The organism is Peribacillus sp. P4_B1 (assembly GCF_056402395.1).
On record NZ_JBFUHM010000022.1, the window covers coordinates 64,496 to 80,040 of the forward strand.

The following is a 15,545-nucleotide window of genomic DNA, read 5'->3' on the forward strand; positions in this document are numbered from 1 at the left end:
GGATTGATTGTTGACAACAGAAAGGCACCAGTTCATCTTATCGATCCTTAAAGAACAGGGAACGATTAAGCTTCAGGAGCTTGTAGATCAGTTACATGCTTCGGAGTCGACCATTCGGAGAGATTTAGTGCAACTCGAAGAAATGAAGCTCTTGAAACGCGTGCATGGCGGGGCCTCTTTACTTCAAAGAAAAGGCCTTGAACCAACGACTATAGAAAAGCAAAACAAAGCAATAGCTGAAAAACAACTGATTGCAAAGCTTGCGTCTTCATTCATAGAGAAAAATGATTGTATATATCTTGATGCAGGCACAACCACTGCAGAAATGATTCCTTACTTAAAGGATAAGAATATAACGGTCATGACAAATGGTCTTATGCATATTCCAAAACTTATTGAATTGGAAATCAAAACAGTCTTAGTGGGCGGAACGATTAAATTCTCGACAAATGCGGTTATAGGAAGTAATGCTGTACAATTTTTGAATGAATACCGTTTCGATAAATGTTTCTTGGGAATGAACGGCATCCATCAAGAATTGGGTTTCACAACACCAGATCCGGAAGAAGCTCTACTGAAGAAGATGGCATTACGACTCTCTAACGAATCCTACGTGCTTGCTGACAGTACAAAATTGAATGAAGCTACTTTCGCTAAGGTGGCAGATGTAAGCGATGCCATAATCCTTACTGACAGCAATGATGAAGAGGCTGTTGCTCAGCTCCATAAAAATCCAAAGGTAAAGGTAGTGACCATTTAATGATTTATACAGTGACACTTAACCCATCCATCGATTATCTGGTCGAGGTGGAGAGTTTTAAAATGGGCAAGGTGAATCGAACTAGTTATGATGCCAAATTCCCTGGAGGGAAAGGGATTAATGTTTCCCGGATGCTTAAAAGGCTTGGAAATAGTACGACAGCTTTAGGTTTCATAGGTGGACAAACAGGTGAATTTGTAAAAAGGTTTTTAAGACAGGAAGAGATTTTCACGGATTTTACAGAGATAACAGGAGATACAAGAATAAACATTAAATTGAAAACAGGGCTGGAGACTGAAATCAATAGCCAAGGGCCAGTTATTTCAAAAGGGGATTATCAACAATTATTTAGTCAGATTGAACAGTTGAAAAATAATGATATTCTCATTTTGTCAGGTAGCATCCCTCCAAGCGTCCCTTCGGATGTATACGAAGCTATGGCAAAGTCTTGTTCTGATAATGGCATTAAGGTGGTGGTGGATACGAGTGGGAGGGAATTACTGAGTGTCCTTCCGTATCGGCCATTTTTGATAAAGCCTAATCACCATGAATTGGGTGAACTTTTTTCTACTGAAATTAGAACGGTTGATGATGCTATCGAATACGGTTCTAAATTGGTTCAATCAGGAGCACAAAACGTTATCGTTTCAATGGCAGGACAGGGTGCTGTGCTTTGCTCCGGTGGTGAGTCATATTCCGCTAATGTGCCAAAAGGGAAAGTCCTCAACTCAGTGGGTGCCGGTGATTCGATGGTGGCCGGTTTCATCGGGACATATGAAAAGACAGAGGATATTTTATCTGCTTTCCGATTCAGTCTTGCAGCAGGAAGTGCTACAGCCTTTTCATCAGATCTTGGTACATTGGATAAAATCGAAGAGTTATTACCGCAAATTGATATCAATCAACTAACAGGAGGCTGACTTTATGAAAATTACAGACTTGTTGAAATTGGATACAATCATAATCAATCTACAAAGTGCTACAAAGCAAGCTGTCATTGATGAACTGTCAGGGAAGTTAGCCGAGGCTGACAGGTTAAACGATGTGGAGGCTTTCAAAGCCGCTATCTTAAAACGTGAACAACAAAGCACAACAGGGATTGGTGAAGGGATAGCGATACCACATGCTAAAACAAATGCTGTAAGGACACCTGCCATCTGTTTCGGAAAATCGGTTAATGGAGTGGATTATGAATCGCTTGACGGTCAGCCAGCTCATCTGTTCTTTATGATTGCAGCAAGTGAAGGAGCGAATGCGGATCACTTGGAAACCCTTTCCCGGCTTTCTTCATTACTGATGGATGAAAAATTCAGAGACCGATTGATCTCGTCTTCTTCTGGTGAAGAAGTGTTAGAGATCATCAATCAAAAAGAGATGGAAGCAGATGAAGAAGAAAAAGAAGAGCAGCAATCAAGTGATGCTGCCAGCGGTAACAACAAAGGGAAAATCCTTGCCGTTACAGCTTGTCCAACAGGAATTGCCCATACTTATATGGCTGCTGATGCATTAAAGGCCAAAGCGAAGGAAATGGGAATCGATTTCAAAGTGGAAACAAATGGATCGACAGGAATCAAAAATGGTTTAACCGCTGCAGAAATTGATGAGGCGGATGCGATTATCGTTGCAGCGGATAAGCAGGTGGAAATGGATCGTTTTAATGGTAAACACGTCATTATTGTCCCTGTTGCCCATGGGATCCGGAAGACCGAGGAGCTGTTAACCAGAGCCATGAATCAGGATGCACCTGTTTACAAAGGAACTGGAAATGATAAAAGTGATGAGGGTGATTCAGCAAAAGGAGGATTGGGGATTTACAAGCACTTAATGAATGGGGTAAGTAATATGCTTCCATTTGTCGTCGGTGGCGGAATCTTGGTTGCGCTTTCTTTCTTTTTTGGGATCCAGGCAGCCGATCCGGCAAATCCTGATTATAATCCCATTGCCAAAGCATTAAGTGATATTGGCGGGGGAACTAGTGGTGCATTCTTCTTACTTGTCCCAGTCCTTGCTGGATTCATTGCTTCAAGTATAGCCGACCGTCCTGGTTTTGCTCCCGGTATGGTAGGGGGATTATTGGCAGCACAGGCTCATGCCGGTTTTCTTGGCGGACTAATCGCCGGTTTCCTTGCAGGTTATGTCGTCTTATTTTTACGAAAGCTGTTTTCTAGGTTACCGCATACACTAGAAGGCATTAAACCGGTTTTACTCTATCCTGTATTCGGCATGTTAATTACAGGCTTAATCATGATATTTGTTATAAATGGGCCAGTAACCGCAGTTAACACAGGCTTAACCAACTGGCTACAAGGTTTATCAGGTACGAATGCTATTTTGCTTGGATTGATTCTAGGAGGTATGATGGCTGTAGATATGGGTGGACCCCTGAATAAAGCAGCTTTCACTTTCGGACTTGCAGCTATTGAAGCTCATAGTTTCGGGCCTCATGCTGCCGTCATGGCAGGTGGAATGGTACCTCCGCTCGGGATTGCCTTTGCAACTACATTCTTTAAAAGCAAATTCAGTGAAACGGAAAGGAAATCTGGATTCACAAATTATTTCATGGGTGCTTCATTCATTACAGAAGGGGCCATTCCTTTTGCGGCGGCGGATCCATTGCGCGTTATCGTCAGCAGTGTAGTAGGGGCAGCGACAGCAGGAGCCCTGTCAATGGCTTTTGGTGTAACTCTGCCAGCACCACATGGAGGAATTTTTGTCATCCCCCTTGTCAACCATCCTTTTCTCTATTTGCTGGCCATTTTAATAGGGTCCCTCATTACCGCTTTAATGTTGGGATTCTGGAAAAAGAAACAACAATAATAAATAATGAAGAAAGCGGGTCCAATTTTATGGACCCGCTTTTATTATATCCATTCCAAAATTTCAATCCGATTGCCGAAGGGATCGGATATATAGATGCGGTTCGCCCCAGGTAACCTTTTATCTTCTGTAAAAGAAACACGATTAGTTATTAAATGTTGTTTAAAGTCTCTAAGATTTTCTACTTCAAGCGCTGGATGGGCTTTTCTCGCGGGAATGAACTGATCTTCCGTTCCAACATGAATTTTGATCGATCCTGATTCGAACCATACTCCGCCACTTGACTTTAAGGATGCAGGCTTATCCACTTCCCGAAACATTAGAATCTCTTTGAAAAACTTCCTTGATTGGTCCTCGGTATTTTTGGGAGATGCTAATTGGAAATGATCGATTGCTTTAAAAATGAAACCCACTTTTTTCTACCCCCTCTTGGCTACTTATATATCCAATATTAAAATAAAAAAATCAATAAAAATAGCTTATTTTTTAAATCGCCATCGATCGGTTTTGCTTATCGTTGGTTCTTGAATCGTGTATTAAAGCATAAATGTCATGTTTATGGGTAAAGGGGTTTTAAAAGGATAAAGGAGTGGACGTACATGCTGAAGAAAAACACCTTAAAAACAACTAAAAGGGATGATATGATTGATGTTACGGCAGAAGTGCAAGCATTCATCAATGAAAACGGGATACAACAGGGGTTAGCTCTTATATATTGTCCGCATACGACAGCAGGGATCACAATTAATGAAAATGCAGATCCCGATGTCAAAAAGGATATGCTAAGAAGATTGGATGAGCAATACCCATGGAATCATACATTGGATTTACATAAGGAAGGAAACACGGCTGCCCATTTGAAATCAAGTACGGTTGGTTCTTCACAACAGGTGATCATCCATAAGGGAAGTTTAATTCTTGGTACATGGCAAGGGATATACTTTTGTGAATTCGATGGTCCCAGAGATAGGCAATATTTTATTAAATTATGTGTCGACCGCTAAAACAGGGGGGGACATACTGGAATAAGTGGGGGGAAGAGGATTGGACGATGTTTGGATTAAAGGAAGAAAAGTAATATTGAGGAACGTTAAACAAGCCGATTTAAAACGTTTATGGAGCCTGAAATATGGAGAAGTCAATCCAGAATGGAAAAAGTGGGATGCACCTTACTATCCTATTGAACTCATGGATTACCATACGTATATCGATAAAGAAACGAAGCACAGAACCAATGATGGAAAAATGGGGGCTTACTCCGAGCTATTAATGGAAAAGAACGATCAAATAATAGGTTCTGTTGTATATTACTGGGAACATGAACCCTCTCGTTGGCTGGAAATAGGGATCACGATTTTTGAGCCAAAGTATTGGAATGGCGGGTATGGAACAGAAGCGTTAATGATGTTCATAGACTATTTATTCGAAAACTTGGAGATTGAACGGGTTGGACTGACGACATGGTCAGGTAATGAACGTATGATGGCTGTTGGGGAAAAGGTAGGCATGCAAATAGAGGGAAGAATGAGAAAATGCCGTTATTATGATGGTTATTATTATGATTCAATCAGAATGGGTATACTACGTGAGGAATGGAGTGGGAATCTTCAAAATTTCTAAGTTAATTGACCCGTGAAAAATTTTCCTTGATTTCCTTGGGAAAAATTTAGCACTGTTTTCTCCCATATGGTCTGTTATCCTAGGAAGATGCTTAACGAGGAGGTTACAAGATGAAATTATCAGTATTAATAACCGTGATAATGACTCTAAGTGTCATCGTACTTGGGATAGCTATTCCTAAGGGAACGACCAGTATGGCTTCTGATGGAGCAACCAAACATGTCATTAAACAAGGTGAATCGATATGGGATATTGCAAAGCGGTATGGTGTCCCAATCAAAAAGTTAAAAGAAGTCAATAATAATGTAAATAATGTTGCAGAACCTGGTAAAACATTGATTATTCCACATGTAATGAATGAAAAAGATAAAGAATTATTAGCAAGGCTTGTGCATGCAGAAGCCAAAGGGGAGCCTTATAGAGGAAAGGTCGAGGTGGCAGGAGTAGTTTTGAATCGCCTTGATAGCAAAGAATTCCCTGATACGGTCCGGGAAGTGATCTATCAAAAAAACCAATTCTCGCCCGTTGCTGATGGCAGTATAAACAAAGCAGCCGGAGATGATGCCAAGAAGGCTGTCAATGAAGCATTGGCAATTCATGGCTACACAAATGATGCCTTGTATTTTTGGAATCCCAGTATTTCGGACAGCAAATGGATGAAACAATTAGAGGTAATCAAAATCATTGGTGGCCACCATTTTGCCATATAAATTACATTTCAAGAACCGGTCTCACCAACTAGGGAGGCCGGTTTTTCATGTTTAAAACTAACTCTTAAATGATTTCAGCCCACATCTCGCGGGGATTCAGTTCATAAATGCTGTTTTCCCGGTACATGATGCTTCCGATAATGAGTTCACGTCTTATCGTTGCGTAATCATCATGGAATGACTGGATGAATTCATTCAATTCTTTTTCTGGATATTTACGTCCCTTTTCCAAAAGGCCTGCAATATGATGAAGAACGATCATTTTCTTCTTTCTTTGTGCTGGTATGGTTTTTAGTCGACCATCTTGTGTAAAGAAGTTTTCAAGGATCTTTTTATGCTCTAAAATCAGCTTTTGTTTATCCAATTTACTGGAGTCCCCCTTATTTGAAATGATTTTAGGTAATGCTGAAGAATAATGCTCTAGGACATCTTCATTCAAAAAATAATATACCGTATTTTTTTCTCTCCGATCCTTCACTAAATTAATGTCCTTCAATTTCGTTAAATGGTGTGAAATGGTTGGGGCAGTCAATTTTAATATTCCCGCAAGAGCCTGTCCGTGTTTTGGACCGTTTGCCAGAATGGATATAATCCTAATCCTGGTCACATCACCAAGCGTTTTATGGAAAGCGACCAACTTTTCTAATTGCACTTTTATCCCCCTAACTAATTAGATTATTATCTAATTAGATGATAATCTAATTAGTGGTGTTAATCAAGCTATATTCACTTTTCTATATTGCTTGGAAAATATGATGTATAATTTAGGAGAATGTTGAAAATTTTTATCTGGATTAAGGAGCTGTAATATGGCTAATACACATGTTTATACAAAAAAAGAAGAAGTGGTCAATGCGATAACCCATGGTGTTGGTGTTTTGTTGAGTATCGTCGCTCTTGTGTTTTTAATAATATTCTCAGTCCAAAAAGGATCGCCTTGGCATGTAGTCATTTCAGTCATTTATGGCGCTTCCATGCTTCTTTTATATGTCTCATCCACATTAGTGCATAGTTTTCCAGAGGGGAAAACAAAGGATATATTCGAAATCTTTGATCATTCAGCCATATATATATTCATTGCAGGAACATACACGCCCATCATGGTCCTTGTGATTCAAGGCTCACTAGGCTGGACACTGCTTGGAATAATTTGGGGAGTTGCAATCATCGGCGTCGTCTTCAAAGCTTTCTATGTTAAAAGGTTCCTATTCCTTTCGACGCTTCTTTATATTGCGATGGGGTGGATGATCGTCATCGTTTGGGGACCTCTTACAGCAGCGATGCCCTCAGAAGGTATCCAGTTACTGATAGCAGGGGGCTTGCTTTATACGTTTGGAGCTATCTTTTATGTATGGCGCGGTTTTCCGTTTCATCACGCCGTTTGGCATGTTTTTGTGCTTGGGGGTTCTGCCACCCATTTTTTTGCAGTATTGTTTTATATCCTTCCTCTGTGATCACTTCTAGTGATTCTTTACTTGATCGATCTTATGATACCTGAAAGATTCCTGTAGTTTTGAATGACCCCTTTTAGGTAATCAATAAGTATACAGATGATTAGGGAGGAATGGCTAATAATGAGAAAATCGATCAAAATATTATCTGTTCCGTTTGCCGCCATGCTTGTTTTGGCCGGGTGTGGGGGAGAAAACGATGAAGTGAAAAATCCACCGGTTCAGGAGAATGAAAATCAAACGGAAACAAATCCTGAAACAAGAACGGATAATAATGAAAAGGTGCCTTTCACTTTCAAGGATTTTCAATTAGAAGTTGATTATGTGGGAACTGATAACGAATACGAAGCTGAATATGATACCATGGGAGCCCAAACAGAAGCTTCAATCGAAGATAAATCAAACAAACATGAAGTTCACGGTGATGAAGCAATGAAAGAATTAACACCGATTTTAGATAAATTGACATTCACCAAAGATTCAACAGATGAACAAGTCATTCAAGAAGTGACAAGTGTTTTTGATTTGAAGGATGCCTATGAAGAATTCGATTTAGAGGTCGTTTTCGATGATGGTACGAAAAAAGAATATAAAGTGAATAATAAATAACTAAATCCATTTATTATATTATCTTAAGTTATAAATGGTAGCCTTTTCACGATTCTTCAATAGTTGTCAAATTGCGGTAACTATAGTAAAATGATTACGGTTAGCAAAGGGGATAACATACATTTGCTTTTCATATTCGGACTTATGGGGATAGGACCGTAATAAATACTTGTAAAAAAAGAGTCTTTTTCTAAGATTCTTTTTTTGTGCAAGTGATTGAAAATGATGGCTGAAAAAGTAACAAGATGAAAGAGAGGGTACCGCAAGCGGCACCCTCTCTTTCATTTACCCATTTGCATCATTGGGAAAGTGGTGTATTTTTTTTTGGGAGCATATTAGCTGATGCTAACCTTGAACGGATCGTAATCCCAAGCCAAGATGCAAGGAATGCTTTTAAAATGCCTACGATTATAAATGGGGCAAAACCGCTGGCAAATGCAACTGTCCATGATAATGAGCTCATATATTTCAACCAAATCGTACCGATGATCAACGTTATGAACATCCCGATTATATTTGCAAGGAAAGCCATTGCAACTGAGAAACGTGTTTTTTCCAATATCAGCCCGGTAATATAAACTGTCGGGATATAGGATAATAAATAACCGCCAGTCGGACCGAATATCTTAGCTAGTCCTCCAGACATTTCAGCGAACACTGGTACTCCTGCAGCTCCTATGAACAAGTATAATAAAACGGAAGAGGTTCCATAACGTGAACCTAGTATAGTGGCTGCCAGCCCAACAGCTAGAGTCTGTCCTGTAATCGGTACTAACGGCAGTGGAATTGTAATTTGGGCAAGGATCCCTATAAGTGCTGCAAATAAGGCTGTAACCATCATCATTCTTAATTTCTCGTGACTTTCCCTCATCGTACTTCCCCCTATTGTAAACCTGGTTATCAAACGAGTTAACATATAAAGAATTTTAATATGATAAGTAAACACTGTCAATGATATTATGAATTTTATTTTATAAGGGCCTAGTTGTTGCCCAGGTTCGTAAAACCTGGAAAAAAAATGAAACTTTCTGTAACGTCATTCGTATTAATGGTAAGTGAAGTAAATGGGGGGGATCATTGCCATATGTCTTTCAAAAGGTAGTTAAAACGCTTATCCTAGGTCTTAATAGTAGTAAGCGGTAAAGAAAAATCAAATTAAAAGGATGAAAGAGATGGAGTTATTTGGAGTTCCATTAGAAACAGTCTATTTATATGGATTAATTATATTCGGGGGGCTAACATTCCTATTTATCTTGTTTAATGATATATTTTCTGGCCTGGAATTACCGGATATATTAAATCCAACCCTCATTTTTAGTTTTTTGACCGTATTTTTTTCGAGTGGTTTTTTGCTTGAATCGCTTACAGGACTTAATGATGTGATGATTGCCGTGATTTCCCTGCTCATTTCATTTACAATCGTCACCCTATTGAATGTATTTGTGTTGATTCCCATCTCATCGGCGGAGGAAAGCTTAACGTTTCATGACAATGACCTGAGAGGCAGGGTTGGCAGGGTTCTGACATCAGTCCCGGTTGATGGGTTTGGGGAAGTCTTAATCGAAAGCATCAGCGGGAGCATTGCGAAGACTGCGGCCAGTTATAAGAATGAAGGAATTGTTTCGGATACAAAAGTCTTGATCATCGAAGTTAAAAATGGGGTTGTCTATGTCATGCCCCATGAGAATGAATAAGAGGTAGGAGGTCATTTATGTTTAGTTTAATTTGGATTGTTGTCGCCATTGTTGCATTTTTATTAATCGCACTTATTGCTGTGTTTGTTACGAAATACCGTACTGCTGGTCCTGATGAGGCCTTGATAGTGACTGGAAGTTACTTGGGCAGCAAGAATGTCCACATCGACGAATCAGGAAATAAAATAAAAATCGTCCGCGGTGGAGGTGCTTTCGTTTTGCCAGTGTTCCAACAAGCGGAACCATTGAGCTTGTTGTCAAGCAAACTTGAGGTCTCGACTCCTGAAGTATATACAGAACAAGGTGTTCCTGTCATGGCTGATGGTGTATCGATCATCAAGATTGGCGGTTCAATCACCGATATTGCCACAGCAGCAGAGCAATTCCTTGGTAAATCGAAAGATGACCGTGAACAGGAAGCGCGGGAAGTATTGGAAGGACATCTTCGCTCAATCCTTGGTTCGATGACAGTCGAGGAAATTTATAAAAACCGTGAAAAGTTTTCCCAGGAAGTACAGAGGGTAGCCTCGCAGGATTTGGCTAAAATGGGACTCATCATCGTATCGTTCACGATTAAAGATGTTCGTGACAAAAATGGATATCTTGAATCGCTAGGTAAGCCAAGGATTGCTCAAGTGAAAAGGGATGCCGATATAGCTACCGCCGATGCCGAGAAAGAAACGCGAATCAAGCGAGCCGAAGCTTCGAAGGAAGCCCAGCGTGCCGAACTTGAAAGGGCAACAGAAATAGCCGAAGCCGAAAAAATCAACAAGCTAAAGGTTGCGGAATTCCGTCGTGAGCAGGATATTGCCAAGGCACGGGCTGACCAAGCTTACGATCTTGAAACTGCCAGATCTAAACAGGATGTAACCGAACAGGAAATGCAAATCAGGATTATCGAACGGCAGAAGCAGATTGAGCTGGAAGAAAAAGAAATCCTTCGCCGTGAAAAGCAATATGATTCAGAAGTGAAGAAAAAGGCGGATGCCGATCGTTATGCGGTAGAGCAGGCAGCTTCCGCAAACAAAATGAAACAGATTACAGAAGCGGATGCCGATAAGTATAAAATTGAAGCCATGGCCAAAGCGGAAGCGGAACGTGTTCGAATGGACGGTCTTGCTAAAGCGGACGCCCAAAGGGCACAAGGTACGACAGAAGCGGAAATCATCAGGTTAAAAGGGGTAGCAGAAGCAGAAGCCAAGCAGAAAATAGCTGAAGCTTTTGAACAGTTCGGGCAAGCCGCCGTAATGGACATGATTTTGAAAATGCTGCCTGAATATGCAAAACAAGTTGCTAGCCCGCTTAGTAATATAGACAAAATCACTGTAGTGGACACAGGCGGAAGCGGTGCAAAGGGCGGGGCTAATAAAGTGACAGGATATGCAACGGATTTAATGGCAACATTGCAAGAGTCATTAAAGGCATCTTCGGGAATTGATGTCAAAGACTTGCTTGAGAATTTCTCAGGAAAACGAAATTTACCATTCACCCCCATCAGCCAGGAGAATGTCGAAGCGAGCATGAATATGGCAGCAAGCAAGGAAGAGTAACGGTGAAGAATAAATGTAGAAAGGTAAGGGCACAAATATGCTCTTACCTTTTTTTGAATAGGAGAATATTTTATTTCCTATACTAAAGGGACAAAAAGAACATTTAATTTTTATTATGATAAGGCTTCTTATGGAGCACCTATGGTTAGTGGAAAAGCGATTTTTCATCCTTGTCAAAAGCCAGTTGCTGTTCTCGAAAAAATAATTGCAACTCATACAATACCGATTCACTTAAATTTTTTTTCATGGATTTTTACCATTGCCTAACCTGCTCTAATTTCCCTAAAATATCCCAATGTTCAATCTTTCACAAATTGTTCACAACAATAATGAAAACGCTTACGATTTTCATTGTATAATATACATATCCTAATTGATTTCATAGTATTGCACCACTTATCATACAATTTTAATTAATAATTGAATAGACAGAAGGGAGATAATCAGATGATCTTGAAATCGTTGAAAAAAAAGGGCATAACGACCATCATTTATTATAAAGAAGGAGTATTAAAAACATGCAAGGGTCAATTGCATAAACTTAACCTTAATGAACAAACACTTTCCTTAAAAGATGAAAATCAAAAGATTTACTCTATTCGTTTATCTCGTATTATGGAAATCTATTAATTTAATTGCTTTCATTTAACATATTAAAATTACAAAACATTTATTAATCCCGAATCTTTAGTATATTACTAGAGGTTCTTTTTTCATATATGGAAAGCTGGTCAGTTTAGCATTCCTGTAGTTAGTAATTTTTCAGTTTTGAAAAAAATAGGGCCCCTCATTTCCAGATTGATAAAAGTTTTTATACTTTATAGATGCCAGTATCCTTCGTGCGGAATTCCTCAATATGGCGTTCGTAAGAAAGTATGGGTGCGATTAACTATGGAATGTATGGAGTGATTACATAAAAAATTAATATTTTTAAGAGATAATTTTGGGTTTTGTTTCCCCAGAAAATAATCATCTTTAATGTATAGTTTTATATAATTACCCAAATCAAACCCAATTTATTATACATGAGCAGAGTAGTTGGGTTTCGTTCTTATTTAATTCCAATCACTAATCTAGTTCCTACAGCTTCAGTAATAATGGATGTCAGATTATTAATTTTGAGATTACGTACGTTCAATAAAAGCCTAATTGCTTCCACTGAAGAAATTGGACTATCAAAGAATCGTTAAAATTACCGATACGGCGAAGACGTTTAATTGTTTCATTAAACTTTAAAGTGGTAAATAGATAGTATCAAACTAGCAGGGAGGTATTAAAATGAGAGTTCTGGTAATAGGAACAGAGGACATGACCGGAGAGCACGTTGTAAAACAGCTGGCAGACAGGCACCATAACCCGGTAGCACTGGTAGGAGCAGAAAATAAAGTTGAGGAAATGGTTAAACTTGGAGCACGAGATGTAGTTTCTTTGGAAAAAAGGGATTTTTCCAGTGCTTTTTCGGGCTGTGAAGCAGTGATCTACCTGAGTGGCGCCAGTCCCCGGACTGGGGAGGGCAAACCAATACTGGTTGACCATCAGTCAGTAATAGACTCAGTTGAGGCTGCTAAGAAACATGGGGTGAAGCGCTTTGTTCTGATGAACACCATGCGAGCAAAAGAAATGGAGAGCTTAGATTCTAGTACAAACGGTGTCAAGTACCACTCAGAAGAGCTATTAAGACAGGAAAAGCTTACATATACGGTCATACGGACAAGTATGCCTGTGGATAAGCCGGGAATAGGTAAAGTTGAAGCTGGACAATCAATTGTGCATGACAAAGGCGAGATACCAAAGGAGGATATTGCTTCTGTATTGGTCAAAGCGCTGGATACTAAAGAAGTATATAATAAAACGTTCCATGTAACTTCTGGAGAAATTCTGATTGATGAAGCACTCCAAAGATTATAGATTACTCGAGTAACTTGCACAAAAAATAAGAAGCAAAGGGTGATAAAATGTCCAAATTAAAACATTACCTTCCTACAGTTTTAAAAGGATCTGCCGTTTTAGGGACAGTTGCGGCCGCAGCGTACTTGTACCGAAAGGATGATACACAAAAGCAACATTCAATCCTGAGGAATTTCCCCCTAATAGGCCGAATTAGATACATGACAGAGCAAATAGGACCTGAACTTAGGCAATATTTATTTGAAAATAATAATGAAGGCACCCCTTTCTCAAGAAAGGAATTCGAGGATGTTGTAAAAGCAGGAAAATATAAGGAGCGTTTAATCGGATTTGGATCGGAACGTGACTTCAATGAGGCTGGATACTATATTCGAAATAGTATGTTTCCCAATCTGCGGGAAGAATTGAGAATAGATAATAGCCAAAAAATCAATACAAAGGTATATGAAGTAGATGAGGAAGGTCTATTGACCAGAAAGGAGAAGCGGGAAGATAGACAAATAGAACCGTACTTTTTACGAGACGAGGATGCTGTCATAATCGGAGGGGATACATGCCGGAATCCCTTTAAATTAAAGGGGCTCGTAGGACAATCTGCAATGAGCTACGGTGCACTCGGTGAGAATGCCATCACTGCACTGTCGAGAGGATTAGGGCTTGCAGGAGGAACATGGATGAATACTGGTGAAGGTGGCCTTTCCAAATATCATCTCTCCGGAAATCCCGACATCATAATGCAAATCGGTCCGGGACTGTTTGGAGTAAGGACAGCAGGTGGGGAGTTCTCCTGGGAAGAATTCAAGAAGAAAAGTGAAATCGAGCAAGTAAAGGCATTTGAAATTAAGCTGGCACAAGGTGCTAAAATCAGAGGTGGGCATATTGAAGGGCAAAAGGTGACAGAAGAAATTGCCCAAATCCGCCTAGTGGAACCTGGCCAAACGATCAATAGCCCTAACCGGTTCTATGAATTCAAGAATTTTAATGAATTGTTCGAATTTGTGGAAAGAATGAGGGATGTAGGCGGAAAGCCCATCGGTATCAAAATTGTTGTGGGGGATCTTGATGCACTTGAGGAAATGACGAAAAACATGAGAGATACAGGTAAAGGGCCTGATTTTATCACGGTGGATGGCGGAGAAGGCGGAACTGGGGCAACCTATCAGGAGCTTGCAGATGCAGTCGGACTCCCAATTATGTCAGCCTTGCCACTTGTAGATGAGATGTTAAAAAAATATGGTGTACGTAACAGGGTCAAGCTGATTGCATCTGGCAAGCTGACTTCTCCAGATAAAGTGGCGGTCGCTTTAGCGATGGGGGCAGATTTAGTCAATATAGCCCGCGGTTTTATGATTAGCGTTGGCTGCATCATGGCTGAAATCTGCCATACAAACCATTGCCCTGCAGGAGTAGCCACAACTGATTCAAAGTTGCAGGATGGTCTGGTTATTGAGGAAAAACAATACCGAGTCGCCAATTACGTGATTTCCCTTCGCGAGGGGCTATTTAACCTTGCAGCTGCCGCAGGTATAGATACTCCGACCAAATTTGAACGAAAACACATCGTTCACAAGGATGAGTGGGGAAGAGTTTCCCCTGTCCGGGACATCACCCTAACTCCCGAAAAAGTGGAGAAGTTAAGAAATAAGGAAAAAGTGGAGAAATAGAAAGTTGTTTTTAAAAAAATGTTGAAGAAAAACGAAATTTGTAGCGATCATTGGTATGTTAATGATTGTAGGAAAAGGCGTGAGTGCATCCAGATCAGATGATATTATTGGAATTTCCTTTGGATTAATCGCAGCTGCATTTTATGCAGCGTTATTGCTTTTAAATAAATTTATTAAAAATATGGGAAAGTTAGAGCTGACCATCATTCAGCCTGGAACAACCACATTACTTCTAATGCCATATGTTTTCCTTACTGAAGGCTTTGGTATTTTTGAAGTATCAAGTTCTTCCACTCCTTTTATTTGAATTTTAGGGATCATCAATACAGGGATTGGATTTTGGTCATTTTTCCCTGGTATGGAAAAACCAAAAACGCAGAGTATAGCTATACTAAGTTATGTAGCTCCATTTGTAGCTATATTGATTTCTGCAATTATCTTGCTAGATCAAATGACAATCGTTCAAATGCTGGGTGGGATATTACTATTAGGCTCTACATTTGTTAGTGAAATTAGATCAGTCAACTTATCAAAACAATTAATGAAAACACCAGCTGAACGTTAAAAACAGTGGGAAGCATTCATTTCCCACTGTTTTATATTTTAGGCTCTTTTCGTAAAGATTGTTGTTTTTAAAACGAAACTATTTAAGGTTGATTGGAGCGGAAGTGCGAGACTCCTGCGGGAGCAGCGGGACAGGTGAGGCGTTTACGCCGAGGAGGCTCACCGCCCGCACCAAGGAAAGCGAGCATCTGGAGGGGA

Annotated in this window: 16 protein-coding genes and 1 pseudogene; 14 read left to right on the forward strand and 3 right to left on the reverse strand. The window is 39.9% G+C overall.

From position 1 onward, the window contains the following. Positions 1 to 7: 7 nt before the first annotated feature. Genes AC1DVK_RS14455 through AC1DVK_RS14465 form a run of 3 tightly spaced genes read left to right on the forward strand, consistent with a single transcriptional unit; the run spans position 8 to position 3,577 of the window. The gene (locus AC1DVK_RS14455; protein ID WP_410860914.1) at positions 8 to 760 is read left to right on the forward strand and encodes a DeoR/GlpR family DNA-binding transcription regulator; all 753 of its coding nucleotides are present in this window, start codon (positions 8 to 10) and stop codon (positions 758 to 760) included. Next, positions 760 to 1,680: a 1-phosphofructokinase gene (pfkB, locus tag AC1DVK_RS14460; RefSeq protein ID WP_284470481.1), complete on the forward strand. Its 921-nt coding sequence runs from the start codon at positions 760 to 762 to the stop codon at positions 1,678 to 1,680. Before AC1DVK_RS14455 ends, pfkB begins: the two co-directional genes overlap by 1 nt. Before the next feature lie 4 nt (positions 1,681 to 1,684). Beyond that, positions 1,685 to 3,577 carry a PTS fructose transporter subunit IIABC gene (locus tag AC1DVK_RS14465; protein WP_410860913.1) on the forward strand — a complete coding sequence of 631 codons (1,893 nt, stop codon included), beginning with the start codon at positions 1,685 to 1,687 and terminating at the stop codon, positions 3,575 to 3,577. A 44-nt stretch (positions 3,578 to 3,621) separates the two neighbouring features. Here AC1DVK_RS14465 and AC1DVK_RS14470 read toward each other — a convergent pair whose 3' ends face one another. After that, positions 3,622 to 3,990, reverse strand: a complete 369-nt coding sequence (locus AC1DVK_RS14470) for a VOC family protein (RefSeq protein WP_061463546.1) — start codon at positions 3,988 to 3,990, stop codon at positions 3,622 to 3,624. A 186-nt stretch (positions 3,991 to 4,176) separates the two neighbouring features. On the opposite strand from AC1DVK_RS14470, the gene AC1DVK_RS14475 reads away from it, so the two are divergent. The 3 genes from AC1DVK_RS14475 to AC1DVK_RS14485 all read left to right on the forward strand — a co-directional run bounded on the left by AC1DVK_RS14475 (position 4,177) and on the right by AC1DVK_RS14485 (position 5,907). Next, positions 4,177 to 4,581 carry a secondary thiamine-phosphate synthase enzyme YjbQ gene (locus tag AC1DVK_RS14475; RefSeq protein WP_089364853.1) on the forward strand — a complete coding sequence of 135 codons (405 nt, stop codon included), beginning with the start codon at positions 4,177 to 4,179 and terminating at the stop codon, positions 4,579 to 4,581. Positions 4,582 to 4,621: 40 nt separating this feature from the next. Continuing rightward, on the forward strand, positions 4,622 to 5,197 hold the full coding sequence (locus AC1DVK_RS14480; RefSeq protein ID WP_410860912.1) for a GNAT family N-acetyltransferase: 576 nt from the start codon (positions 4,622 to 4,624) through the stop codon (positions 5,195 to 5,197). A gap of 110 nt (positions 5,198 to 5,307) precedes the next feature. Next, positions 5,308 to 5,907, forward strand: a complete 600-nt coding sequence (locus AC1DVK_RS14485) for a cell wall hydrolase (RefSeq protein ID WP_089364851.1) — start codon at positions 5,308 to 5,310, stop codon at positions 5,905 to 5,907. Between the two features lie 64 nt (positions 5,908 to 5,971). Here AC1DVK_RS14485 and AC1DVK_RS14490 read toward each other — a convergent pair whose 3' ends face one another. Continuing rightward, on the reverse strand, positions 5,972 to 6,559 hold the full coding sequence (locus AC1DVK_RS14490) for a DUF2087 domain-containing protein (RefSeq protein ID WP_089364850.1): 588 nt from the start codon (positions 6,557 to 6,559) through the stop codon (positions 5,972 to 5,974). Positions 6,560 to 6,716: 157 nt separating this feature from the next. Here AC1DVK_RS14490 and trhA point away from each other — a divergent pair, with 157 nt between their 5' ends. Then, a complete protein-coding gene (trhA, locus tag AC1DVK_RS14495; protein ID WP_061463542.1) occupies positions 6,717 to 7,361 on the forward strand; it encodes a PAQR family membrane homeostasis protein TrhA in 645 nt (214 codons plus the stop codon). Positions 7,362 to 7,481: 120 nt separating this feature from the next. After that, positions 7,482 to 7,967: a YusW family protein gene (locus AC1DVK_RS14500; RefSeq protein ID WP_477626766.1), complete on the forward strand. Its 486-nt coding sequence runs from the start codon at positions 7,482 to 7,484 to the stop codon at positions 7,965 to 7,967. Positions 7,968 to 8,265: 298 nt separating this feature from the next. On the opposite strand, the gene AC1DVK_RS14505 is transcribed toward AC1DVK_RS14500, so the two are convergent. Continuing rightward, positions 8,266 to 8,838 carry a biotin transporter BioY gene (locus AC1DVK_RS14505; RefSeq protein ID WP_061463539.1) on the reverse strand — a complete coding sequence of 191 codons (573 nt, stop codon included), beginning with the start codon at positions 8,836 to 8,838 and terminating at the stop codon, positions 8,266 to 8,268. Between the two features lie 301 nt (positions 8,839 to 9,139). Between AC1DVK_RS14505 and AC1DVK_RS14510 the strand changes: the two genes are divergently transcribed. The 6 genes and pseudogenes from AC1DVK_RS14510 to AC1DVK_RS14535 form a co-directional block, all read left to right on the forward strand. Next, positions 9,140 to 9,661, forward strand: a complete 522-nt coding sequence (locus AC1DVK_RS14510) for an NfeD family membrane protein (RefSeq protein WP_089364847.1) — start codon at positions 9,140 to 9,142, stop codon at positions 9,659 to 9,661. 17 nt (positions 9,662 to 9,678) lie between these two features. After that, entirely contained in the window at positions 9,679 to 11,211 is a 1,533-nt protein-coding gene (locus AC1DVK_RS14515; protein ID WP_410860907.1) for a flotillin family protein, read from the forward strand. 447 nt (positions 11,212 to 11,658) lie between these two features. Beyond that, positions 11,659 to 11,841 carry a YolD-like family protein gene (locus tag AC1DVK_RS14520; RefSeq protein ID WP_089365032.1) on the forward strand — a complete coding sequence of 61 codons (183 nt, stop codon included), beginning with the start codon at positions 11,659 to 11,661 and terminating at the stop codon, positions 11,839 to 11,841. Positions 11,842 to 12,489: 648 nt separating this feature from the next. After that, positions 12,490 to 13,119: an NAD(P)H-binding protein gene (locus AC1DVK_RS14525; protein WP_089365033.1), complete on the forward strand. Its 630-nt coding sequence runs from the start codon at positions 12,490 to 12,492 to the stop codon at positions 13,117 to 13,119. A gap of 47 nt (positions 13,120 to 13,166) precedes the next feature. After that, a complete protein-coding gene (locus AC1DVK_RS14530; RefSeq protein WP_477626767.1) occupies positions 13,167 to 14,783 on the forward strand; it encodes an FMN-binding glutamate synthase family protein in 1,617 nt (538 codons plus the stop codon). A 40-nt stretch (positions 14,784 to 14,823) separates the two neighbouring features. Further along, positions 14,824 to 15,348, forward strand: a pseudogene (locus AC1DVK_RS14535) (EamA family transporter); the annotation flags it as partial. Between the last annotated feature and the right edge of the window lie 197 nt (positions 15,349 to 15,545).

Coding starts and splice junctions, on each gene's coding strand:
- pfkB (WP_284470481.1), top strand. CDS start 760: ATGATTTATACAGTGACACTTAACCCATCCATCGATTATCTGGTCGAG.
- AC1DVK_RS14465 (WP_410860913.1), top strand. CDS start 1,685: ATGAAAATTACAGACTTGTTGAAATTGGATACAATCATAATCAATCTA.
- AC1DVK_RS14475 (WP_089364853.1), top strand. CDS start 4,177: ATGCTGAAGAAAAACACCTTAAAAACAACTAAAAGGGATGATATGATT.
- AC1DVK_RS14485 (WP_089364851.1), top strand. CDS start 5,308: ATGAAATTATCAGTATTAATAACCGTGATAATGACTCTAAGTGTCATC.
- trhA (WP_061463542.1), top strand. CDS start 6,717: ATGGCTAATACACATGTTTATACAAAAAAAGAAGAAGTGGTCAATGCG.
- AC1DVK_RS14500 (WP_477626766.1), top strand. CDS start 7,482: ATGAGAAAATCGATCAAAATATTATCTGTTCCGTTTGCCGCCATGCTT.
- AC1DVK_RS14505 (WP_061463539.1), bottom strand. CDS start 8,838: ATGAGGGAAAGTCACGAGAAATTAAGAATGATGATGGTTACAGCCTTA.
- AC1DVK_RS14510 (WP_089364847.1), top strand. CDS start 9,140: ATGGAGTTATTTGGAGTTCCATTAGAAACAGTCTATTTATATGGATTA.
- AC1DVK_RS14515 (WP_410860907.1), top strand. CDS start 9,679: ATGTTTAGTTTAATTTGGATTGTTGTCGCCATTGTTGCATTTTTATTA.
- AC1DVK_RS14520 (WP_089365032.1), top strand. CDS start 11,659: ATGATCTTGAAATCGTTGAAAAAAAAGGGCATAACGACCATCATTTAT.
- AC1DVK_RS14525 (WP_089365033.1), top strand. CDS start 12,490: ATGAGAGTTCTGGTAATAGGAACAGAGGACATGACCGGAGAGCACGTT.
- AC1DVK_RS14530 (WP_477626767.1), top strand. CDS start 13,167: ATGTCCAAATTAAAACATTACCTTCCTACAGTTTTAAAAGGATCTGCC.